Annotated in this window: 22 protein-coding genes; 13 read left to right on the forward strand and 9 right to left on the reverse strand. The window is 71.4% G+C overall.

All coding sequences use genetic code 11. The annotated features are described in order from the left end of the window. Positions 1 to 30 precede the first annotated feature (30 nt). Together AB0I91_RS14140 and AB0I91_RS14145 are read right to left on the reverse strand one after the other, a co-directional pair. Positions 31 to 1,083 (reverse strand): sulfite oxidase, encoded by a 1,053-nt coding sequence (locus AB0I91_RS14140; protein WP_499637069.1) that lies wholly within the window; start codon positions 1,081 to 1,083, stop codon positions 31 to 33. Positions 1,084 to 1,232: 149 nt separating this feature from the next. Beyond that, on the reverse strand, positions 1,233 to 1,538 hold the full coding sequence (locus AB0I91_RS14145; protein ID WP_498775104.1) for a hypothetical protein: 306 nt from the start codon (positions 1,536 to 1,538) through the stop codon (positions 1,233 to 1,235). Between the two features lie 130 nt (positions 1,539 to 1,668). Here AB0I91_RS14145 and AB0I91_RS14150 point away from each other — a divergent pair, with 130 nt between their 5' ends. Beyond that, positions 1,669 to 3,693, forward strand: a complete 2,025-nt coding sequence (locus AB0I91_RS14150) for a protein meaA (RefSeq protein ID WP_498775102.1) — start codon at positions 1,669 to 1,671, stop codon at positions 3,691 to 3,693. Between the two features lie 48 nt (positions 3,694 to 3,741). Here the strand turns inward: AB0I91_RS14150 and AB0I91_RS14155 are convergent, their stop codons facing one another. Then, positions 3,742 to 4,551 (reverse strand): hypothetical protein, encoded by an 810-nt coding sequence (locus AB0I91_RS14155; RefSeq protein ID WP_498775100.1) that lies wholly within the window; start codon positions 4,549 to 4,551, stop codon positions 3,742 to 3,744. Positions 4,552 to 4,667: 116 nt separating this feature from the next. On the opposite strand from AB0I91_RS14155, the gene AB0I91_RS14160 reads away from it, so the two are divergent. Further along, complete coding sequence (locus tag AB0I91_RS14160) at positions 4,668 to 5,441, forward strand: enoyl-CoA hydratase-related protein (RefSeq protein WP_499637070.1); 774 nt, start codon at positions 4,668 to 4,670, stop codon at positions 5,439 to 5,441. On the opposite strand, the gene AB0I91_RS14165 is transcribed toward AB0I91_RS14160, so the two are convergent. The 3 genes from AB0I91_RS14165 to AB0I91_RS14175 all read right to left on the reverse strand — a co-directional run bounded on the left by AB0I91_RS14165 (position 5,438) and on the right by AB0I91_RS14175 (position 6,908). Further along, positions 5,438 to 5,788 carry a DoxX family protein gene (locus AB0I91_RS14165; protein ID WP_498775096.1) on the reverse strand — a complete coding sequence of 117 codons (351 nt, stop codon included), beginning with the start codon at positions 5,786 to 5,788 and terminating at the stop codon, positions 5,438 to 5,440. The two genes, AB0I91_RS14160 and AB0I91_RS14165, sit on opposite strands and share 4 nt — an antisense overlap. Positions 5,789 to 5,853: 65 nt before the next feature. After that, a complete protein-coding gene (locus tag AB0I91_RS14170; protein WP_499637072.1) occupies positions 5,854 to 6,375 on the reverse strand; it encodes a GNAT family N-acetyltransferase in 522 nt (173 codons plus the stop codon). Next, positions 6,372 to 6,908, reverse strand: coding sequence for an NUDIX domain-containing protein (locus tag AB0I91_RS14175; protein ID WP_498775092.1), 537 nt, complete (start codon positions 6,906 to 6,908; stop codon positions 6,372 to 6,374). The genes AB0I91_RS14170 and AB0I91_RS14175 overlap by 4 nt, the downstream gene beginning before the upstream one ends. A gap of 285 nt (positions 6,909 to 7,193) precedes the next feature. On the opposite strand from AB0I91_RS14175, the gene nucS reads away from it, so the two are divergent. The 6 genes from nucS to AB0I91_RS14205 all read left to right on the forward strand — a co-directional run bounded on the left by nucS (position 7,194) and on the right by AB0I91_RS14205 (position 13,476). Beyond that, positions 7,194 to 7,853, forward strand: coding sequence for an endonuclease NucS (gene nucS, locus AB0I91_RS14180; protein ID WP_230572499.1), 660 nt, complete (start codon positions 7,194 to 7,196; stop codon positions 7,851 to 7,853). A gap of 243 nt (positions 7,854 to 8,096) precedes the next feature. Next, the gene (locus tag AB0I91_RS14185) at positions 8,097 to 8,513 is read left to right on the forward strand and encodes a hypothetical protein (RefSeq protein WP_498775071.1); all 417 of its coding nucleotides are present in this window, start codon (positions 8,097 to 8,099) and stop codon (positions 8,511 to 8,513) included. Positions 8,514 to 8,678: 165 nt separating this feature from the next. Next, on the forward strand, positions 8,679 to 10,364 hold the full coding sequence (locus AB0I91_RS14190; protein ID WP_498775069.1) for a sodium:solute symporter family protein: 1,686 nt from the start codon (positions 8,679 to 8,681) through the stop codon (positions 10,362 to 10,364). An 11-nt stretch (positions 10,365 to 10,375) separates the two neighbouring features. Beyond that, entirely contained in the window at positions 10,376 to 10,651 is a 276-nt protein-coding gene (locus tag AB0I91_RS14195) for a hypothetical protein (protein ID WP_498775067.1), read from the forward strand. A 243-nt stretch (positions 10,652 to 10,894) separates the two neighbouring features. After that, complete coding sequence (locus AB0I91_RS14200; RefSeq protein WP_498775065.1) at positions 10,895 to 11,893, forward strand: DUF3558 domain-containing protein; 999 nt, start codon at positions 10,895 to 10,897, stop codon at positions 11,891 to 11,893. Positions 11,894 to 11,970: 77 nt separating this feature from the next. Continuing rightward, on the forward strand, positions 11,971 to 13,476 hold the full coding sequence (locus AB0I91_RS14205) for an aldehyde dehydrogenase family protein (protein ID WP_499637074.1): 1,506 nt from the start codon (positions 11,971 to 11,973) through the stop codon (positions 13,474 to 13,476). A 190-nt stretch (positions 13,477 to 13,666) separates the two neighbouring features. On the opposite strand, the gene AB0I91_RS14210 is transcribed toward AB0I91_RS14205, so the two are convergent. Next, on the reverse strand, positions 13,667 to 14,671 hold the full coding sequence (locus AB0I91_RS14210) for an ABC transporter substrate-binding protein (protein WP_499637076.1): 1,005 nt from the start codon (positions 14,669 to 14,671) through the stop codon (positions 13,667 to 13,669). Positions 14,672 to 14,802: 131 nt separating this feature from the next. Here AB0I91_RS14210 and dhaK point away from each other — a divergent pair, with 131 nt between their 5' ends. The 5 genes from dhaK (at position 14,803) to AB0I91_RS14235 (ending at position 19,639) form a co-directional block, all read left to right on the forward strand. Beyond that, positions 14,803 to 15,804, forward strand: a complete 1,002-nt coding sequence (dhaK, locus tag AB0I91_RS14215; RefSeq protein ID WP_498775059.1) for a dihydroxyacetone kinase subunit DhaK — start codon at positions 14,803 to 14,805, stop codon at positions 15,802 to 15,804. After that, entirely contained in the window at positions 15,804 to 16,430 is a 627-nt protein-coding gene (gene dhaL / locus AB0I91_RS14220) for a dihydroxyacetone kinase subunit DhaL (protein WP_499637078.1), read from the forward strand. Before dhaK ends, dhaL begins: the two co-directional genes overlap by 1 nt. Continuing rightward, the gene (gene dhaM, locus AB0I91_RS14225; RefSeq protein ID WP_498775055.1) at positions 16,427 to 17,083 is read left to right on the forward strand and encodes a dihydroxyacetone kinase phosphoryl donor subunit DhaM; all 657 of its coding nucleotides are present in this window, start codon (positions 16,427 to 16,429) and stop codon (positions 17,081 to 17,083) included. Before dhaL ends, dhaM begins: the two co-directional genes overlap by 4 nt. 135 nt (positions 17,084 to 17,218) lie before the next feature. After that, positions 17,219 to 18,997, forward strand: coding sequence for a 3-hydroxyacyl-CoA dehydrogenase family protein (locus AB0I91_RS14230; protein WP_499607169.1), 1,779 nt, complete (start codon positions 17,219 to 17,221; stop codon positions 18,995 to 18,997). Positions 18,998 to 19,057: 60 nt separating this feature from the next. Continuing rightward, positions 19,058 to 19,639 carry a DUF3558 family protein gene (locus AB0I91_RS14235; RefSeq protein WP_498775051.1) on the forward strand — a complete coding sequence of 194 codons (582 nt, stop codon included), beginning with the start codon at positions 19,058 to 19,060 and terminating at the stop codon, positions 19,637 to 19,639. 417 nt (positions 19,640 to 20,056) lie between these two features. Here the strand turns inward: AB0I91_RS14235 and AB0I91_RS14240 are convergent, their stop codons facing one another. Together AB0I91_RS14240 and AB0I91_RS14245 are read right to left on the reverse strand one after the other, a co-directional pair. Next, entirely contained in the window at positions 20,057 to 20,269 is a 213-nt protein-coding gene (locus AB0I91_RS14240; RefSeq protein ID WP_498775049.1) for an FmdB family zinc ribbon protein, read from the reverse strand. Between the two features lie 5 nt (positions 20,270 to 20,274). Further along, on the reverse strand, positions 20,275 to 20,652 hold the full coding sequence (locus AB0I91_RS14245) for a hypothetical protein (protein WP_499637080.1): 378 nt from the start codon (positions 20,650 to 20,652) through the stop codon (positions 20,275 to 20,277). Positions 20,653 to 20,661 lie beyond the last annotated feature (9 nt).

A 20,661-nucleotide genomic window follows, 5' to 3' on the forward strand; every position in this document is an offset into this window, starting at 1 on the left:
CGACCCCGGAGCGCGGCGGCGCCTGCCGGCTCAGGGCCGCACGGTGACCGGCACCCGCTGGGCGGTGTTGTTGGCCATGCCCTGCCGGTTCCACGGCTGGTCCACGGGCTGGGTGCGGCCGTCCGCGTCGGTCGCCCGCACCCGCAGCACGTGCTCGCCGGGCGTCGCGTCCCACGCGCACTCCCAGCGCCGCCACGCGTACCGGTCGCCGGCGGGGCCGAGGTCGGCCTGCACCCACGCGCCGTCCAGCTCGACCTCGACCTTCGCCACGGGCGCGTGTCCGCTCCACGCGCGACCGGTGAGCAGCACGCGGCCCGCGTCGACGAACCGCCGGCGGGTCATGAAGTCGGGGAAGCCGGGCGGGACCATCAGGGCCTTGGGCAGGATCCGGGTCACCGGCGTGCCCTCGTCGTCGGCCTCGTGCGTGATCCGGTAGGCGACGGCCTGCTGGAACCCGTCGAACGGCCGGTTCAGCGCGGTGATCGAGCGCAGCCACTTCACGTGCGCCATGCCGTACCAGCCGGGCACGACCAGTCGCAGCGGCGCGCCGTGCTGCGGCAGCAGCGGTTGGCCGTTCATCTCGTAGGCCAGCAGCACGTCCGGCCGCAACGCCTCGGCCACCGGCAGCGCGCGCTCGTAGTCCTGCTCGACGCCCCGGTCCAGCCCGTGGTCCAGGCCGGTGAACACCACGTCCACGGCGTCCGGCGGCAGGTCGGCCAGCAGCGGCGCCAGCGGCGTGCCGGTCCACGTCGCGCAGCCGACCGCCTCGTCCAGCCACGGCTGGCTCACCGGCCTCGGGTGCAGCTTGGCCCGGCCGTTGCCCGCGCACTCCAGCGTCACCTGCTCGGTCACGGCGGGCAGCGCGCGCAGCTCCTCCAGCGTCCACGTGCGGCCGAGCACGTCCAGCGACCACCCGGTGACGTCCGGGATGTCGTAGTGGATCAGCAGGTAGTGCAGGCCGGCCGGCGTCTCGTCGTAGCGCAGCGCCTCCAGCGGCATCCCGTGGTTGCGCGCGGCGAGCCGCAGCTCGTCGATCGAGATGTCCTCGTCGTCGGCGGCGATCCGGGACAGTCCGATGGTCATGTGCTGCTCCGCGGGAGGAAGTCGGCGTGGGGCGTGTCGGCGGAGGGCACCTCGTCCGGCGCCGTCCGCCGCACCACTGTCACCTCGACGCGCGCGGCGCGCAAGCGCTTGGCCGATCACCGGCGCGGGGACGGCCACGGCCGAGGCGGTTAGCCGTTGCCCCGCAGCAGGAGCTTGGCGTCGGGCACGTCGGCCGGGAAGACCAGCAGCCGGTGCAGGTCGCCCCGGCGCACGACGGTCACCTTGATGCGGGCGGCGCGCAGGCGTCCGGCGAGGACGGCCGCGGCTTCGGGGGTGGGCACGGCGGACACCTCGGTCAGCAGGCCGAAGTCGTCGCCGGTGTAGTCGGGCACGGCCCGTCGGTCGATGCCGAACGCCCAGAACAGCACGAGGGCGAGCAGCCCGAACACGATCACCAGCAGCAGGAAGGTGGTGAGCGCGGTCACGCCGCCCATCCTCCCGCAGTCACGATTCAGTGAGCAACGGCACGCGCGGGTCGTGTTACTCGTCAGTACGCTACGGGGAACGCGAGGTCGCGAACGTTCCACCGGCGCAAGCCGCGGCCATCGAACACAGGAGGTTGCCGTGCCGTACCCGGCCGACCGAGAGCGCGACCGCCCCTGGGTGATGCGGACGTACGCGGGCCACTCCAGCGCCACCGCCTCCAACGCGCTGTACCGCCGCAACCTCGCCAAGGGCCAGACGGGCCTGTCCGTGGCGTTCGACCTGCCCACGCAGACCGGCTACGACCCGGACGACGAGCTGGCCAAGGGCGAGGTCGGCAAGGTCGGCGTGCCCGTCAGCCACATCGGCGACATGCGGCAGCTGTTCGACGGCATCCCGATGGGCGAGGCGAACACGTCCATGACCATCAACGCGACGGCCATGTGGCTGCTCGCGCTGTACGTGAGCGTGGCCGAGGAGCACGGCGCGGACCGCGCCACCCTCGCGGGCACCACGCAGAACGACATCATCAAGGAGTACCTGTCCCGCGGCACGTACGTGTTCCCGCCCGGGCCGAGCCTGCGGCTGATCACCGACATGGTCGCGTGGACCGTGTCGAACGTGCCGAAGTGGAACCCGATCAACATCTGCTCCTACCACCTCCAAGAAGCGGGCGCGACGCCCGTGCAGGAGATCGCGTACTCGCTGTCCACCGCGATCGCGGTGCTGGACTCGGTGTTCGACTCCGGCCAGGTGCCCGAGGAACGGCGCGGCGAGGTCGTCGCCCGCATGTCCTTCTTCGTCAACGCCGGCGTGCGGTTCGTCGAGGAGATGTGCAAGATGCGGGCGTTCGTCCGGCTCTGGGACGAGATCACCCGCGACCGGTACGGCATCGCGGACCCCAAGCACCGCCGGTTCCGGTACGGGGTGCAGGTGAACTCGCTCGGGCTGACCGAGGCGCAGCCGGAGAACAACGTGCAGCGGATCGTGCTGGAGATGCTGGCCGTGACGCTGTCGCGGGACGCGCGGGCCCGCGCGATCCAGCTGCCCGCGTGGAACGAGGCGCTCGGCCTGCCCCGGCCGTGGGACCAGCAGTGGGCGCTGCGGATGCAGCAGGTGCTGGCCTACGAGACGGACCTGCTGGAGTACCAGGACATCTTCGAGGGCTCGCACGTCGTCGGGGCCAAGGTGGACGAGCTCGTCGAGGGCGCGCGGGCCGAGATCGACCGCGTGCAGGCGATGGGCGGCGCGGTCGCGGCGGTCGAGTCCGGCTACATGAAGTCGGCGCTGGTGTCGTCGTTGGCCGACCGGCGGCGGCGGGTGGAGTCCGGCGAGGACGTCGTGGTGGGCGTGAACAAGTTCGCCACCACCGAGCCGTCGCCGTTGCAGGCCGAGGGCGCGAACGCGATCGAGCAGATCGACCCGATCGTCGAGCAGCACGCGGTCGAGGCGATCCGGGCGTGGCGGTCCTCTCGGGACGACGCGCTGGTGAAGTCCACTTTGGATGACCTGCGGGCGGCGGCGAAGACCGACCGGAACCTGGTCGAGGTCACGATCGCGTGCGCGAAGGCCGGCGTGACGACGGGTGAGTGGTCGCAGGCGTTGCGCGAGACGTTCGGCGAGTACCGCGCGCCGACCGGGGTCTCGGCGGCGTCGGCGTCCGGTGAGGCGGGCGCGGAGATCGCGCGGGTGCGCGAACGCGTGCGGGCGACCGGCGAGGAGCTGGGTGAGCGGCTGCGGATCCTGGTCGGCAAGCCCGGTCTCGACGGGCACTCCAACGGCGCCGAGCAGGTCGCCGTGCGCGCCCGCGACGTCGGCTTCGAGGTGGTCTACCAGGGCATCCGGCTCACGCCCGCGCAGATCGTGGCCGCCGCCGTCCAGGAGGACGTGCACGTGGTCGGCCTGTCGATCCTGTCCGGCTCGCACCTCGAGGTCGTCCCCGCGGTGGTCGACGGCCTGCGCGCGGCGGGCGCGGGTGACGTGCCGGTCGTCGTCGGGGGGATCGTCCCGCCCGACGACGCCGACGAGTTGCGCGCACGCGGTGTGGCCCGGGTGTTCACGCCCAAGGACTACGAGCTGACCCAGATCATGGACGAGATCGTGACGGTGGTCCGGGCCGCGGTGCTGCCCGGCCGCGCCTCCGGGGACGGCGACCCGGTCGCCTGACCGGGGTCGGATCGACGCGCGCCCCGTGGCCGAACGGCGCCGACCCGGTCAGCGCGTCACCACGGGGATCACGCCGTTGTCCTCGTCGAGCAACAGCCGCGAGCCCAGCGGCGCCGCCAGCTTCACGGGGTAGGACTGCGACCGGGGGAGCAGGCGGTGCAGGCAGTCGCCGAGCGGCCCGCCGGTGATCCGCACGGTGATCCGCACGGACGTCTCGCTCTCGACCGCCACCGGCTCCTTGAAGACGGGCTTGCCACCGGGGCAGGGTTCGAACGGCGCGCCCAGCTCCACCGACAGCTCCACCCCGTCCGACGTGGTGGCGGACCGGTTCGAGTGCGGGACCCCGCCCGGCTTCCAGAACGCCTCGGGGGTGATCGCGGGCCACGCGAACACGCTCCCGAACACGCTGCGGAACCGCCACGCGGGCAACTGCACCGGACCCCGGTCGGTGTGGAACGACGCCGTGCCGAGCTCGACGCTCACGAGGTCCAGCGGCACGCCACCGCGCCCTTCCGCGGACATCGCGGCCACCGCGTCGGCCACGCCGATCAGCGGGAGCGTCGCCGGGCCGTCGGGCAGCACCACGGGCGCCGAACCGGGCGACGGCGGCGCGACGCCGGTGAACCGGAACTCGCCGGCGAAGCCGAGTTCCTCCGCCTTCACCTTCTCCCCCTCGGCTCTCTCCACCGTCTCCCGTTGCGGGCCGGTCAGCACGATCGGCCGGGGGACGGCGGTCACGGGGAAGTCCACCCCTGGCCCGGCGGGAGCGGCGGCGGGCAGGTCGGACCCGATCGACACGGGTGGCGCGGCCGGTTCCCCACCGCCGGCGCAACCGGCGACCACCAGGCCGAGGACCACGACTAACGGGCGAAGTCTCATGCCACCGGGACGGAAGCCCACCGGCAAGCGGTTGCACGCGCGGTTGCCGCGGACGTCCACCGGCGCGCGGTCGCCCGGCCGGTTACCGTCGGAACATGGCCGAATACCAGCACATCCGCGTCGACCACACGGATGACGTCGTGCGGATCACCATGGACCGCGCCGCCCGGCGCAACTCGCTGTCCGCCGAGCACCTGGCGGAGCTGCTGACCGCGTTCCGCGAAGTCGCCGCGTCGGACGCGGTGGGCGTGGTGCTCGCGGGCGAGGGGCCGGTGTTCTCCGCCGGGCACGACTTCGCCGACGTGTCGTCCCGCGACCTGGAGGGCGTGCGCGAGCTGCTGACGCTGTGCACGGACCTGATGCGCACGATCGAGTCCGTGCCGCAGGTCGTGATCGCGCGGGTGCACGGCCTGGCCACCGCGGCGGGCTGCCAGCTGATGGCGTCGTGCGACCTGGCGGTGGCCGCCGAGGAGGCCGGGTTCGCCCTGCCCGGCGGCAAGGGCGGCTGGTTCTGCCACACCCCGGCGGTGCCGGTGGCCCGCGCGATCGGGCGCAAGCGGCTGATGGAGATGGCGCTGACCGGTGACACGGTGGACGCGCGCACCGCCGAGCAGTGGGGCCTGGTGAACCGCGTCGTGCCGCTCGCCGAGCTGGACGACGCCGTGGACGAGCTGATGCGCCGGGCCACCCGCGGCAGCCGGGCCGCCAAGGCGTTGGGCAAGCAGACGATCTACGCCCAGCTCGACCGGCCGGAGGCCGACGCCTACGGCATCGCGGTGGAGGTGATGGCGGCGGCGTCGCAGACCCCGGCGGCCAAGGAGGGCATGGCGTCGTTCCTGGAGAAGCGCCCGCCGGTGTGGACCGACTAACGCGCGAGGCCGAGCACCAGGGAAGCGGCGGCGAGGGCGAGGAACGCGCCGGGGAAGGCGATGTTGTGCCACACCCCGGCCCGCACGTGGGCGACGACCGCGCCCACGAAGAACGCCGTCAGCCCGACCGCCGCCGCCACTCCGACGACGGGCACGCCGACCAAGCCGAGCAGCAGACCCACCGCGCCCGCGCCCTTCAGCACGCCCAGCACGGGCAGCCAGGACGGCGGCACGTCGACCTCGGCCGAGTTCGCCAGGACGAACTCGGCCTTCAGCAGGTCGGCGACGGCGATGCCGGCGTTGGCCAGGATCGCGAGGACGGTGACGACGACGTGCGCGGTGGGCACGGGAACCTCCAGGCGGTGCGTGGTCTCTACCTGCTCGACGCGCCGCCGCCGCGGGAGGTGACCGGTCAGCCCACCCGCTTGTAGAACAACGTCGTCGGCCGCGGCACGCCGTCGGGGTCGGCGGCGTAGTCGGGGATGACGCCCGCCTCCGTCCAGCCGGCCCGCCGGTAGAGCCGCTCGGCGGCCGACCCCGTCTGCGTGTCCAGCACGAGCAGGGTCGCGCCGCGCTTCGCGGCCTCCTGCTCGGCCACGTCCAGCAGCGCCCGGCCCAGCCCGGCGCCGCGGGCGTCGCGGCGCACGATCAGCTTGGCCACCTCGGCGCGGTGCGCGCCGTTGGTCGTGTCGGCGAACCGCAGCTGGACGGTGCCGAGCACGCGTTCGCCGTCCCGCGCGACCCACAGCGCCAGCACGCCGTTCGCGACCGGCGCGGCCTTGGCCCGCCACCACTTGAGCGCCTGCACGCGCGACAGCGGCTTGACGAAGCCGACGGACGCGCCGCCCTCGACCGCGTCGGCCAGCACGTCGGCCAACGCCTCCGCGCACGCCAGCACCTCGGCGGAGGTCAGCTCCGCGATCACGGCGGTCACGGCTGCGCGTGCTCGTGGAGCAGGAGCAGGGTGTAGGCGGCGATCGACTGGGCGTCGGTGATGTCGCCCCGCGCGATCATCGCCTCGAACTCCGCGCGCGGGAACCACGCCGAGCGCATGTCCTGCTCCTCGTGCTCGCGCTCGTGGAAGCCCTCGCGCAGGTCGGTGGCCAGGAACACCCGGCCGCGCTGGCTGGACATGCCCGGCGCGACGTCCAGCATGCCGAGCTGCACCAGCTTGCCCGCCCGCAGGCCCGTCTCCTCCCGCAACTCGCGCTCGGCCAGCACCAATGGGTCCTCGACGGCGCGTTCGGGCGCGGTGCCCTGCGGGAACTCCCAGCGCCGCATGCCGATGGGGTAGCGGAACTGCTCGACCAGCCGCAGCCGCTCGCCGTCCAGGGGGATCACCAGCGCGAAGTCGGGCTTGTCCACCACGCCGAAGATGCCGGTGGTCCCGTCCGCCCGCCCGATGGCGTCCTCCCGGACCACCATCCACTGGTTCGCGTACACCTCACGCGATCCGAGGGTCTCCACGATCACTCTCCCTGTGCCGAATGCTCCGGGCCGCGGCGCGACCGGGCCACTACCGACCGACGCCGCCCCTACCCGAAGTACACCACCAGCCGCGTGGCCGACCGGACGCCGACCACCTCGCCGGGCGGCACCCCGTGCGGCCGGAACGCGGCGCGGCGGCGTGTGCGCGCTCTCGCCGGTGATCAGGGGCGACGGTCCCGGCGCGCGGGAGCGGCCGCCGCGGTGACACGTCGGCCGACGGTCCCTGCCGGTGCGCCGGGGTCCGCACCCCGTAGCCTGTCGGCCGTGCGCCTCGTCATCGCTCGCTGCCAGGTCGACTACGTCGGACGTCTCACCGCCCATCTGCCGATGGCGCAGAGGCTGCTGCTGATCAAGGCGGACGGCTCGGTGTCGATCCACTCCGACGACCGCGCGTACAAGCCGCTGAACTGGATGAGCCCGCCGTGCTGGCTGATCGAGGACCCGGACATGTGGGTCGTGCAGAACAAGGCGGGCGAGAAGCTGATCATCACCCTGGCCGAGGTGCTGCACGACTCCAAGCACGAGCTCGGCCCGGAGCCCGGCCTGGTCAAGGACGGCGTCGAAGCGGACCTGCAGAAGCTGCTGGCCGAGCACGTCACCACCCTCGGCGACGGCTGGACCCTGGTGCGGCGCGAGTTCCCGACCCCGATCGGGCCGGTGGACCTGATGTGCCGCGACGCGTCCGGCGCCTCCGTGGCGGTGGAGATCAAGCGCCGCGGCGAGATCGACGGCGTCGAACAGCTGACCCGCTACCTGGAACTGCTCAACCGCGACCCGCTGCTGGCGCCGGTGCGGGGCGTGTTCGCCGCGCAGCAGATCAAGCCGCAGGCGCGGACCCTCGCCGAGGACCGCGGCATCCGCTGCGTCGTGCTGGACTACGACGCGCTGCGCGGCATCGAGTCCGACGAGTTCCGCCTGTTCTGATCGCCCGGTTCCGGTCGCCGGGTCCTGATCGCCGGGTTCTGGTCGCCCGGTTCCGGTCGCCGGGTTCTGGTCGCGCGTCGATCACCCGGCGGTGAATCGCATCGTCGGTTCACGTCGAGCGGCCCAGAGGCGCGGTGTTCCAGCGGCGGTTCCCGGGGTCGGCGGTAAGCCGTTCGGGCGCGTGGCAGGCCGGTTTTCGCGATATAGGCTGACTTCCCCCCTCAACGGGCTTGGAGGCGCGTGGTGCGAAGATCGCGAAGACGAAGATCCGGCTCACCCCTGGTCCTGTCGGTTCTCCTGGCCCTGCCGGCGGCGGGCTGCGCGTCGCAGACGCCCGCGTTGTCGCCGCCCGATTTCGCGGTGATGAGCTCGACCGCCGCACCTTCTTCCGCCGCGCACCTCGCGGCGCACCCCCTCTCCGGCCACGCGGGTGGTGAAGTCCTGCTCAGCGGCCAGGGTTACCCGGCACACGGTCGAGTGGTGTTCACCTTCCACGGTCACCGGGTCGGCGACACCACCGCGGACGCGATCGGCCGGTTCGTCGAGGTGCCGGTGCGCGTGCCCGACGCGTTCGGCAGTTCCGCCCCCGGCACGCCGTTCACCATCGGCGCCACCTCCGGCCCCGTCTACGCCGAGACGCCGTTCGTCCTCACCCGCTGACGCGGCCGCGTTGCCCACCTGAGGTTTAGCCCTGGGTAGTTCAAACCGGCGGAGCGCGTCGAGGTGCACTACCGTCGGCTTGATCGGCTGTGCGGTAGTGCCTGGTCACGCGTGGTGGCGCGGGATTGTGTTCGGGGTTGTTCGGATCAGGGGAGGTGGGCGGAGGTGCCCGTACTGGCCCAGGTGGACCTCAGGCTGGATGCCGGTCCGTTGGACTACACCTTGCTGGCGGTCTACTTCGTGTTCGTCCTCGGCATCGGCTTCCTGGCCCGCAGATCCGTCTCCTCCAGCCTCGACTTCCTGCTCTCCGGCCGCTCGCTGCCCGCGTGGGTGACGGGTCTGGCGTTCATCTCAGCCAACCTCGGCGCGATCGAGCTGCTCGGCATGGCGGCCAACGGCGCGCAGTACGGCATGGCGACGGTGCACTACTACTGGATCGGCGCGATCCCGGCCATGGTGTTCCTCGGCCTGGTGATGATGCCGTTCTACTACGGCTCGAAGGTGCGCAGCGTCCCGGAGTTCCTGCGCCGACGCTTCGGCAAGGGCGCGCACCTGGTCAACGCGATCAGCTTCGCCGTCGCGCAGGTGCTGATCGCGGGCGTGAACCTGTACGCCCTGGCGTTCCTGCTGAACCTGATGCTCGGCTGGCCGATCCCGCTGTCGGTGGTCATCGCCGCGGCGATCGTGCTGACGTACACGGCGCTGGGCGGCCTGTCGGCGGCCATCTACAACGAGGTGCTGCAGTTCTTCGTGATCGTGGCCGCGCTGCTGCCGCTGACGATCGTCGGCCTGCACAAGGTCGGCGGGTGGGACGGGCTGGTCGAGAAGGTCACCGGCGGTCCGGGCGGCGCCGAGCAGCTCTCGGCGTGGCCCGCGACCGAGCTGACCGGCATCCAGAACCCGGTGCTCAGCGTGATCGGCATCGTGTTCGGCCTCGGCTTCGTGCTGTCGTTCGGGTACTGGACGACGAACTTCGCCGAGGTGCAGCGGGCGTTGTCGGCGAAGAGCATGTCGGCCGCGCGGCGCACGCCGATCATCGGCGCGTACCCGAAGATGCTGATCCCGTTCGTGATTATCATCCCGGGCATCATCGCCGCGCTGGTGGTGCCGGAGATGGCCGCGCTCAAGGCCGGCGAGGAGGGCGGCGGCGTCGTCTACAACAACGCGCTGCCCGCGTTGATCGGCGAGCTGCTGCCCAACGGCATGCTGGGCATCGCGATCACGGGTCTGCTGGCGTCGTTCATGGCGGGTGTCGCGGCGAACGTGTCGTCGTTCAACACGGTGTTCACGTACGACCTGTGGCAGGACTACGTGCGCAAGGACCGCCCGGACGAGTACTACCTGCGGATCGGGCGGCTGGCCACGATCGGCGGCACGGTGGTCGCCATCGGCACCGCGTTCCTCGCGGCCGGCTACGGCAACATCATGGACTACATCCAGGCGCTGTTCTCGTTCTTCAACGCGCCGCTGTTCGCCACGTTCATCCTGGCGATGTTCTGGAAGCGGATGTCGGCGGCGGCGGGGTGGGCGGGCCTGGTCGCGGGCACGCTCGGCGCGGTGGCGGTGTTCGTGCTCGCCGAGACCGGCGTGCTGGACCTGCCGGGGCAGGGCGCGAGCTTCCTCGGCGCGGGCGTGGCGTTCGTGGTCGACATCGTGGTCAGCGTGGTCGTGACCACGTTCACCCGGCCGGTGCCGGAGGAGCGGCTGGTCGGGCTGGTCTACAGCCTGACGCCCAAGGCGGACCGCAAGCACTCCACCACGGGTGAGGACGCCGGGTGGTACCGGTCGCCGCTGCTGCTGGGCATCGGCGTGCTGGTGCTGACCGCCGTGCTCAACATCATCTTCGGCTGAGGGAGGTCGTCGTGGCGCACAAGGCCGGTCTGTTCGACCTGCGACTGGTGATCGCGGTGCTGTTCGCCGTCTACGGCGTCGTGCTGCTGGTGGTCGGACTCGGCTTCACCGAGGAGGCCGACCTGGCCAAGGCGGACGGGCTCAACATCAACCTGTGGACGGGCGTCGGCATGGTCGTGCTGGCGGCGGTGTTCGCCGCCTGGGCGACGTGGCGGCCGGTCGTGGTGCCCGACCGGCCCGACGCGTCCGACCTGCCGTCCGGGCAGCCGCCGGGGACGGAGGGGTGAAGCCCCGGTCAGCGCTTCGGGTAGACCGGGTTGAACGCCTCGACCGTCCAGGTGTCGAGCCAGCGGACGGCGCGGCGGATGCCGGGTCGGATTCGGGTGCGCATGCGGTGGTCCTCTCGGTTCGGTTCATCGGGTCCACCAGGTTCAGCGCGTCGATCTTCTGAATCGTTCCCGATGACTGTCGTGAGGACGGACACAGGGTTCGTGCCACGAATGGAGCACTCGGTCGCTACCGTGCACCTCGTGCCCCGTCTCGTCGCCGTGTTGAGCTTGATCCTGCTGCTGGCCGGCTGTGCCGGGGCGGATCTGGCCAAGCAGAAGTTCCCGCGCACCACGATCCCGGCCGACGCCGAGAACGTCTCCGACCCGGGCGGGTCGAGTCAGAAGTCGCCGCCGCCCGCGAACGGCCAGCCGGTCGACCCGGCGTTCGCGCCGGACAAGCTGCGGCTGATCGACCCGTGCGAGCTGCTCGACGAGGACGTGCTGAAGCGGTTCGGCACGCCCGGCGACCGGTCGCGCAGCGGGTTCAGCCGGTGCTCGAACTTCATGAAGGACAAGGGCGGCAAGGACCTGGCCGTCACGGTCGAGGTCGGCCAGACCATGACCAGCGAGCTGAAGAAGGCCGACAAGCAGCTCGCCGGCCTGCGCAGCTACGAGCAGGTGCTGGAGAACAGCGCGTGCTTCGTCTCGGTGATCACGCAGGAGGAGCCCGGGCTGGGCCTCACGGTGCAGATCGGGTACGAGGACGGCGACGCGTGCGCGCCGGGGCGTGAGATGGCCGAGGCGGTGGTCGAGCAGATCAAGGAGCGCTCGGCGACCCGGACGCCCGCCAAGGGCTCGCTGATCACGCTCGACCCGTGCGCCCTGGCGGACAAGGCGGCGGTCGACGCGGCGGCGGGCCCTGATTACCGTGTGTACCCGTACGGGCTGCACAACTGCGCCTGGGTCGGCGACGACCGCGAGCTGTCGCTGGCGTTCCGCGAGACCTACATCCCGAAGGACCGCTCGTTCGACGACAAGCAGACCGAGGTCGACCTGGGTGGCGGCGTGGTCGGCTACCAGGTGTCCAACAGCACGGCGTTCCCGTCGTGCGAGGTCAAGTGGGTGCAGCTGGCCGGCTCGGACAACGAGGGCGAGATCGTCCAGGTCAAGTCGGGCGCGCCGAAGGCGACCGAGTTCGACCGGTGCGCGGCCGCCGTGGCGTTCGCCAAGTCCGTCCTCGGCAAGATCCCGAAGGGCTGAACGGGGGCTGACATCACCCCCCGTTACCCGTTACTGTCGAGTAACCCCCGTGTTCGTGCTTGTGCTAGGAGGGTCCGATGACGCAGACCGTTCCCACCACTCCGGCGCGGGCCGACGACGGGCAGCGGAGGTTCGCCTCGCTCGACCCCCGCACGGGTGAGGTCGTCGACCACCACGTGGTGAAGTCGGCGGAGGAGGTCCGGGAGGCCGTGCGGGTGGCTCGGGACGCCTCGGTGTTCTGGGCGGGGTTGGGCTTCGAGGGCAGGCGGGCGCGGCTCGACGCCTGGCGCAAGGTGCTGCTCAAGCGGTTGGACGAGTTCCAGGTGCTGATCAGCGCCGAGACCGGCAAGTCGGCCGACGACGCGCGGGCCGAGCTGGCGCTGGTGATCGACCACCTGCACTGGGCGGCGAAGCACGCGCCCAGGGTGTTGGGCAAGCGCAAGGTCTCGCCCGGGATGTTGATGTACAACCACGCGGCGACGCTGGAGTACCGGCCGCTGGGCGTGGTCGGCGTGATCGGGCCGTGGAACTACCCGGCGTTCACGCCGATGGGGTCGATCGCGTACGCGCTGGCGGCGGGGAACGCGGTGGTGTTCAAGCCGTCGGAGTTCACGCCGGGGGTCGGGGTGTTCCTGGCGTCGACGTTCGGCGAGGTGGTGCCGGAGTTCCCGGTGCTGCAGGTGGTGACCGGGTTCGGTGAGACCGGCGCGGCGTTGTGCACCTCCGGGGTGGACAAGCTGGCGTTCACCGGGTCGACGGCGACGGGCAAGAAGGTGATGGCGGCGTGTGCCGCGTCGTTGACGCCGGTGCTGGTGGAGTGCGGCGGCAAGGATCCGCTGATCGTGGCCGAGGACGCCGACGTCCGGGCGGCGGCGGACGGCGCGGTGTGGGGCGGGATCTTCAACTCCGGGCAGACGTGCGCCGGGGTCGAGCGGGTCTACGTGGCCGACGCGGTGTACGACGAGTTCATCGGGTTGGTGGTGGAGAAGGCGAAGAAGCTGCGGCCGGGTGGCGAGGCCGATGCGCACTTCGGGCCGATCACCATGCCCAAGCAGGTCGACGTGATCCAGTCGCACGTGGCCGACGCGCTGGAGCGGGGCGGCAGGGCGGTGGTCGGCGGGTTGGAGTCGATCCGGCCGCCGTACGTCGAGCCGGTGGTGCTGGTGGACGTGCCCGACGATTCGACCGCGGTGACCGAGGAGACGTTCGGGCCGACGTTGGTGGTCACGCGGGTGGCCGACGCGGACGAGGCGGTCCGGCGGGCCAACTCGCTGGCCTACGGGCTCGGCGCGTCGGTGTTCTCGCGCAACCGGGGGGAGGAGTTGGCGGACAGGCTGCGGTGCGGGATGGTGTCGATCAACTCGGTGTTGGCGTACGCGTCCGTGCCCGGGTTGCCGTTCGGCGGGGTGGGGGATTCGGGGTTCGGGCGGATTCACGGGGAGGACGGGCTGCGGGAGTTCGCCTACGCCCACTCGGTGACTCGGAAGCGGTTCGGCGCCCTGCTGAACCCGATGACGTATGACCGCGGGTCGCGGACTCTGCGGCACGTCGTGCGGTTGGTCCGAGTCCTGTACGGCCGCTGACGGTGGGGTTGGGCGGGGCGGTGGTGGTCTCGTTCGGCTCGATTTGACATGGGGCCCTTACGGGCACCCCTATGGCACCCGAACCCATGTCAAATCGGGCCTGGGTGCGGCGGTTCCGGGTCCGTTGTGGGGTCTGTTGGGGCAAGTGGACTCGGTGGGTGAGCTGCGGGGCCGTTGTGTGCGGTGGGGGTCAGGGTGTGAGGGTTTGTTCGAGGTCGGTGAGGACTTCTTCGGCGGCGAGGACGCCCAGGCCCAGGAACCAGGTTTCGTCGTGGACCGGCTTGGCGTGGTTGGACTTGACGGCGTTCAGGGTTTGCCAGAGCGGGCCGCCGAGGACCTGGCTTTGGGCCGTTTTGGTTTGGTCGCCGTAGGTGCCGATGAGGATCCAGTCGGCGTCCGCTTGGGCGATCTGCTCGGTGCTGACCTCGACGGCCAGGTCGTCCACCTGGCTGGCCGGGGGTTGGGGCAGGCCCGCGTCGATCAGGATCGTGCCGATGAAGCTCTTCTTGGCGTAGAGCCTGATCTTGCCCGGCATGAAGCGGAGCATGGTGATCGTCGGGCGCTTGCCCGCCTTGGACTCGATGGTCTCGCCGACGCGCTTGGCGTGGGCCTCGTAGTCGCCGATGAGCTTCTCGGCCTCGGTGGAGCGGTCGAGGGCGGCGGCGTTCAGGCGGAAGTTCTCCTTCCACGTGTAGCCGGGCCGGGCGGCGAAGACGGTCGGTGCGATTTCCGAGAGCTTCGGGTACTGCTGCTCGGCGCGCAGCTGGGAGCCGATGATGAGGTCGGGCTGGAGCTTGGCGATCGTCTCCAGGTTGAGGCTGGTGATGCCGCCGACGTTCTCCGGGTTGCCCGCCTTGTCGCCGATGTAGCCGGGCATGGTGGGCGCGCCGTCCGGGTAGGCGACGCCGACCGGCTTGATGCCCAGGGCGACGACGTTGTCCAGCTCGCCGCCGTCGAGGACGACGACGCGTTCCGGGCGCTTCTCGATCACGGTCTCGCCCATGGCGTGCTTGATCGTGCGGGGGAACTGGCCGGGCTGGGCGTCGGTGCCGAAGCCGGCGCTCTTCTCGCCCGCCTTGCCGAACTCCGAACCGCCCTGGGCCACCGCGGGTTTGTCGGCGGGCGTCTCGGTCTGGCCGCACGCGGCGAGGGTGAGGGCGGCTGCTAGCAGCGCCGCGATCCTGGTGTTCGACACTCCGGGGTTCCTCCACTACTCCAGGTCACTGACCTGCTGTTCTTAGGGTTGCCTCACCGTAGCTTCCGCTTTCGGGGCCGCTCGCGGTGGAGTAGTAATGGGGTGATCAGCGTCGATCGGGAGGTCCACCCGTGAAGAAGGTCATCAACGATCCGGCGACCGTGGTGGTCGACGCGTTGCGCGGCATGGCGCTCGCGCACGCCGACCTGCTGGAGATCCAGTACGACCCGGCGGTGGTGCTGAGGGCGGACGCGCCGGTGTCGCGGAAGGTGGCCGTCATCTCGGGCGGGGGTTCCGGGCACGAGCCGTTGCACGGCGGGTTCGTCGGGCGGGGGATGCTCGACGCGGCCTGTCCCGGCCCGGTGTTCACGTCGCCCACACCCGATCAGGTGGCGGCGGCCGTGGCGCGGACCGATGGCGGCGCGGGCGCGTTGCTGATCGTGAAGAACTACACGGGTGACGTGCTCAACTTCGAGACGGCCGCTGAGCTGGCGGCGGCTGACGGCGTGGACGTGCGGACGGTCGTCATCGACGACGACGTCGCGGTGAAGGACTCGCTGTACACGGCCGGGCGGCGTGGTGTGGGTGGGACGGTCCTGCTGGAGAAGATCGTCGGGGCCGCGGCCGAACGAGGGGTCGACCTGGACGGCTGCGAGGCGTTGGCGCGGCGGGTCGTCGGGCAGGTGCGGTCGATGGGGTTGGCGTTGACGGCCTGCACGGTGCCGCACGCGGGGGAGCCGTCGTTCACGTTGGCCGACGACGAGATGGAGCTGGGGATCGGGATCCACGGCGAGCCGGGGCGCAGCCGGGTCGCGGTGGGCTCGGCGGACGAGATGGTGAAGGCCCTGCTCGACCCGGTGCTGGAGGACCTCCCGTTCGGCGAGGGCGACCGGGTCCTGCTGTTCACGAACTCGATGGGCGGGACGCCGTTGATCGAGTTGTACTTGGCGCACGGGATCGCGGAGCGGCTGCTGGCGGAGCGGGGCATCGTCGTGGAACGGCGGTTGGTCGGGCCGTACATCACCAGTCTGGAGATGCAGGGGATGAGCTTGACGGTGTTGAAGCTGGACGACGAGATGATCGAGTTGTGGGACGCGCCCGTGCACACCCCGGCGCTGCGGTGGGGCGTCTGATGGACTGCACGGCGGAGTCGGTCGCGGAGGCGATGCGGGCGGTGGCGGCGGTGGTGGTCGAGCACCGCGAGGAGCTGATCCGGTTGGACCGCGAGATCGGCGACGGCGACCACGGCGAGAACATGGCCCGGGGTTTCCGGGCGTTGGAGTCCAAACTGGACGAGGTGCCGTCGTCGCCCGGCGGGGTGCTGCGGTTGGCGGCCACGACGTTGATCTCGACGGTGGGCGGGGCCGCGGGGCCGTTGTACGGGACGGCGTTCCTGCGGGCGGCGACGTCGGTGGGCGATGTCGCCGCGATCGACGGCGCGGCGGTGGCGGCGGCGTTGCACGCGGCGTTGGAGGGGCTGGTGGCGCGGGGGAAGGCGTCTGTGGGCGACAAGACGATGGTGGACGCGCTGACGCCCGCGGTGGCGGCCGCGGAGTCCGTGGCGGCGACCGGCGGCGGGGTGGCGGAGGTGCTGGCGGCGGCTGCCGACGCGGCCGAGCTGGGCGCCGACTCGACGGTGCCGATGGTGGCGCGGAAGGGCCGTGCCTCGTACCTGGGTGAGCGCAGCGCGGGGCACCTGGACCCGGGCGCGCGGTCGACGGCGCTGGTGTTGCGGACGTTGGCGGGGAGGGCGCGGTGATCGGGCTCGTCGTGGTGTCGCACAGCCGGCAGTTGGCCGCGGGTGTCGCCGAGTTGGCCGGGCAGATGGCGCCGACGGTGGCGATCGTGCCGTCCGGTGGTGACGGGTCGGGTGGCCTGGGCACGGATTACGTGGCCGTCGGGGAGGCCATCGCGCAGGCCGATTCCGGGTCAGGGGTCGTGGTCCTGTTCGACCTCGGCAGCGCGAAGATGGTGGCGGACATGGCCGCCGAGGAGGCGGAGGGGTCCGTCGTCGTGGTGGACGCGCCGTTGGTCGAGGGTGCGGTGGCGGCGGCCGTGCGGGCGCAGGGCGGGGCCGGGTTGGCGGAGGTGGCCGCGGCGGCGTCGACCGCCGGGACCGTCACGCCGGCGTCGGTGGCGGAGGGCGATGTCGTGCGGGCGGACGTGGAGCTGACGAACTCGGTGGGGTTGCACGCGCGGCCGGCGGCGCTGGTGGTGCGGGCGTTGGACTCGTTGGACGCGTCGGTGGTGGTGCGGTTCGGCGAGGAGTCGGCGGACGCCAAGAGCGTGCTGGCGTTGATGGGGTTGGGCGCGCCGGGCGGTGCGCGGGTGGAGGTGGTGGCGTCGGGCGTCGACGCGGCGGAGGCCGTGCGGAGGGTGGAGGAACTGGCCGCGCGGGGGTTCGACGAATGAGCGGTTGAGACGCGCCTGGACCGATTACTTGCTCGATACCGATGGTGAAGCTCACGCGCACGAAGCGTGACGGCCGTGGGATAGTCGCGGTCAAGTTACCGTCCGGTAGCCACTCCGGTGAGTGGGAGGTCAACAGTGACGCGCCAGTTCAACACGGTCGGTGTCGTCGGTCTCGGCACGATGGGCGCCGGCATCGCCGAAGTCCTCGCGCGGACCGGCATCACCGTGGTGGCGGTCGACGTGGACGAGGCGGGCCTGGCTCGCGGTCGCGGCCACCTGGACCACTCGACGGACCGCGCGGTGGCGGGCGGCAAGCTGTCGTCGGACGAGCGTGACGCGACGTTGGCCCGCATCTCCTACGCCACGTCGCTGGACGCGTTGGCCGGTGTCGACCTGGTGGTCGAAGCGGTGCCGGAGCGGATGGAGCTCAAGGCCGCCGTGTTCGAGGAGCTGGACCGGATCTGCGGCCCGGACACGGTGTTCGCGTCGAACACCTCGTCGCTGTCGATCACCGAGATCGGTGTCCACACCGGACGGCCGGGCAAGGTCGTCGGCCTGCACTTCTTCAACCCCGCGCCGGTGTTGAAGCTGGTCGAGGTGATCCGCACGGTCGTCACCGAGCCGGACGTGGTGACCGACGTGGTCGCGTTCGCCGAAGGGCTGGGCAAGTCGCCGGTCGTCATCGGGGACCGGGCCGGGTTCATCGCCAACGCGCTGCTGTTCGGCTACCTCAACCACGCGGTGCGGATGTACGAGTCCCGTTACGCGACAAGGGAAGACCTCGACGCCGCCATGCGGTACGGGTGCGGCTACCCCATGGGTCCGCTGGCCGTGCTCGACCTCATCGGGCTGGACACGGCGTACGAGATCCTGGACACGATGTACCACCAGTCGCGCAACCGGCTGCACGCGCCGGCGCCGTTGCTGAAGCAGATGATCACGGCGGGGTTGCTGGGGCGCAAGAGCGGGCGCGGCTTCTACACCTACGACGGGCCGGACTCGCCGGTCGTCGTGCCGGACGTGCTCACGCCGGTCGCGTCGGCGGAGGGCGAGCCCGCGCGCGAGGTGCAGCGGGTCGGTGTGATCGGCACCGGGACGATGGCCACGGGGATCGTCGAGGTGTTCGCCAAGCGCGGGTACGACGTGGTGCTGCGGGCGCGTTCGGAGGAGAAGGCCGACGCGGCGGTGGGCAAGGTGCGCAAGTCGTTGGAGAAGGCGGTCTCGCGGGGCAGGTTGTCGGCGGAGGACCGGGACGCCGCGCTGGCCCGCGTGACGCCGGTCGTCGACTTCGCGGGCCTGGCCGACTGCGACCTGGTGGTCGAGGCGGTGGCCGAGGAGTTGTCGATCAAGAAGGCGGTGTTCGAGGCGCTGGACGAGGTGTGCAAGCCGGGTGCGGTGCTGGCGACCACGACGTCCTCGCTGCCGGTGATCGAGTGCGCCGCCGCGACCGCGCGTCCCGGTGACGTGGTCGGGCTGCACTTCTTCAACCCGGCGCAGGTGATGAAGCTGGTGGAGGTCGTGGAGACGATCTCGACGTCGGCCGATGTCGTGGCCACGGCGCGCCGGGTGTGCCTCGACCTGGGCAAGGTTCCGGTGCACTGCGGCGACCGCGCCGGGTTCATCGTGAACGCGCTGCTGTTCCCGTACCTGAACGACGCGGTGAAGATGCTGGAGGCGCACTACGCGACGGCCGACGACATCGACAACGCGATGAAGGTCGGCTGCTCGTTGCCGATGGGGCCGTTCGAGCTGCTGGACGTGGTCGGGCTGGACGTGTCGCTGGCCATCGAGCGGAGCCTGTACCTGGAGTTCCGCGAGGCCGGGTTCGCGCCCGCGCCGCTGTTGGAGCACCTGGTGAAGGCCGGGCGGCTGGGGCGCAAGACGGGCAAGGGTTTCCGCGATTACGTGTCCTGAGGGGCACGTTTGTGCGGGCTGATGGCGTGTCGGGTTTCGGCGTTTGGCATCGTGGTCACCATGCGGCGTGTGGTGATCTCGCTCCTGGTGGCGGCGTTCGGTCTGACGAGCGCCTGCGCGTACACGGTCAACGGCACCCCGGTGGCGGAGCAGTTGCTCGACGTCGACCCGCCGTTCACGTCGGCTCCGCGCACGCCGACGGGGTCCCCGGACCCGTCCGGTGAGCCGAGCGGGGACGTCGGCGACATCTGCGCGTTGATCGGGTGGAAGGACCTGCCCTACGACGTGCCGGACAAGGGCGCCGAGCCGACGGAGACCGGTTACGACTCCGAGTTCGACCAGTCGTGCAAGTGGCAGACGTCGGTCGGCTCGCTGGACGTGGGCGTGACCTTGCGGTTCCGCGAGGGGCGGTCGATCACGTTGGAGCAGAACAACGGCGAGTTCGACCTGGGTGACCGGAAGGTGACCTACTTCGACCGGACGACGGACACGTCCGTGCAGCCGTCGTGCGTGCTGGTGATGGACTACGCCGGTGGCGGGCTCGGGATCATCGTGATCGACGGGTCGGCTCGTTTCGGCGCGATCTGCGATCAGGGCAAGAAGGTGGCCGAGGTGCTGCTGGAGAAGGAACCGACCGTCTGAGCCGCGTTCGGCTTGCTGCGGTGGTCCCTGCCTGTCCCCGCGTGCCTGTCCCCGGTGTCCGGCTTGCTCGGGTGACCACCGGTTCGCCGGCCTGGCTCGCTGGGCGCGGTTCGCTCGCTCGGTCGGTTAGCAGGCGCAGGACCGGCCGAGGCGAGGCGAAGGTCGAGCGGGTTCGACGCGCGTTCGACCGGCCGCACCTTGGCGTGCGGCGACGGCGGTGGTGATCGCGGTGCTCGCGCGCCCGAGCGCGCACTCGGGCCTCGGCTCAAGCCTGGACCCGGACCTGGGCTCGAACCTGGGCTCGAACCCGCCCAGGTCTCCGGCCACTACCCCCTGGCCACCAGCCCTCAGCCACCGCCCACCAGCCACCGGCCGGCAATCACCGGCCCTTAGCCACTGGCCACTGGTCTGACCGGGTTAGCTGCAGCAGCCGCCGCCGCAGCACCCGCCCCCACCACCGGCGCCACCGGCGGGCGCGTTGGCCTTGCCGCCCAGACCGGCCATGGAGAGCAGCTTCACGGTGTCGTCGTGGCCGTTCGGGCACGGCGCGGGCGCGGAGGCCTCATCCATCGAGCGCTTCACGTCGAAGGTCGAGCCGCACGCCTTGCAACGGAATTCGTAGGTTGGCACGTCGCTCATTGTCCCTGGCGCGGCGGTGCGAGCACCAGCAAGGGCACCCCAACTGCTGACACCGCGGCGAGCAGGGTCAACAGCGGCAGGCCGTGCACCCAGCCCAGGCCGGCGGCGGCCAGGTGGGTGCCGGCGAACGTCGCCACCCACATCCGCGAGCTGGGCCGCAACCACACCGGAGCCAACGCCGACAGTGCCGTGACCAGCATCAACATCGTCGTGCTCAGCAGCACGCCCTGTCGGAGCCAGCGCGGCTGGCCGACCGGCACGTCCCCCTCGTGCAGGACCTGCCGCGCCTCGTCACCGGCGACGATGTCCGGCGGGGACGGCTCGAAGAGCAGCCCGCGCACCACCGGCACCAAGGTCACGGCCACTTCGATCATCAGGAGCAG

Source organism: Actinosynnema sp. NPDC049800 (assembly GCF_040656635.1).
Lineage (GTDB): Bacteria > Actinomycetota > Actinomycetes > Mycobacteriales > Pseudonocardiaceae > Actinosynnema.

Bases quoted from the DNA above. Each gene is read 5' to 3' on its own strand.
- AB0I91_RS14140 (WP_499637069.1), bottom strand. From the start codon at position 1,083: ATGACCATCGGACTGTCCCGGATCGCCGCCGACGACGAGGACATCTCG.
- AB0I91_RS14145 (WP_498775104.1), bottom strand. From the start codon at position 1,538: ATGGGCGGCGTGACCGCGCTCACCACCTTCCTGCTGCTGGTGATCGTG.
- AB0I91_RS14160 (WP_499637070.1), top strand. From the start codon at position 4,668: ATGGCCGAATACCAGCACATCCGCGTCGACCACACGGATGACGTCGTG.
- AB0I91_RS14205 (WP_499637074.1), top strand. From the start codon at position 11,971: ATGACGCAGACCGTTCCCACCACTCCGGCGCGGGCCGACGACGGGCAG.
- dhaL (WP_499637078.1), top strand. From the start codon at position 15,804: ATGGACTGCACGGCGGAGTCGGTCGCGGAGGCGATGCGGGCGGTGGCG.
- AB0I91_RS14235 (WP_498775051.1), top strand. From the start codon at position 19,058: ATGCGGCGTGTGGTGATCTCGCTCCTGGTGGCGGCGTTCGGTCTGACG.
- AB0I91_RS14245 (WP_499637080.1), bottom strand. From the start codon at position 20,652: ATGATCGAAGTGGCCGTGACCTTGGTGCCGGTGGTGCGCGGGCTGCTC.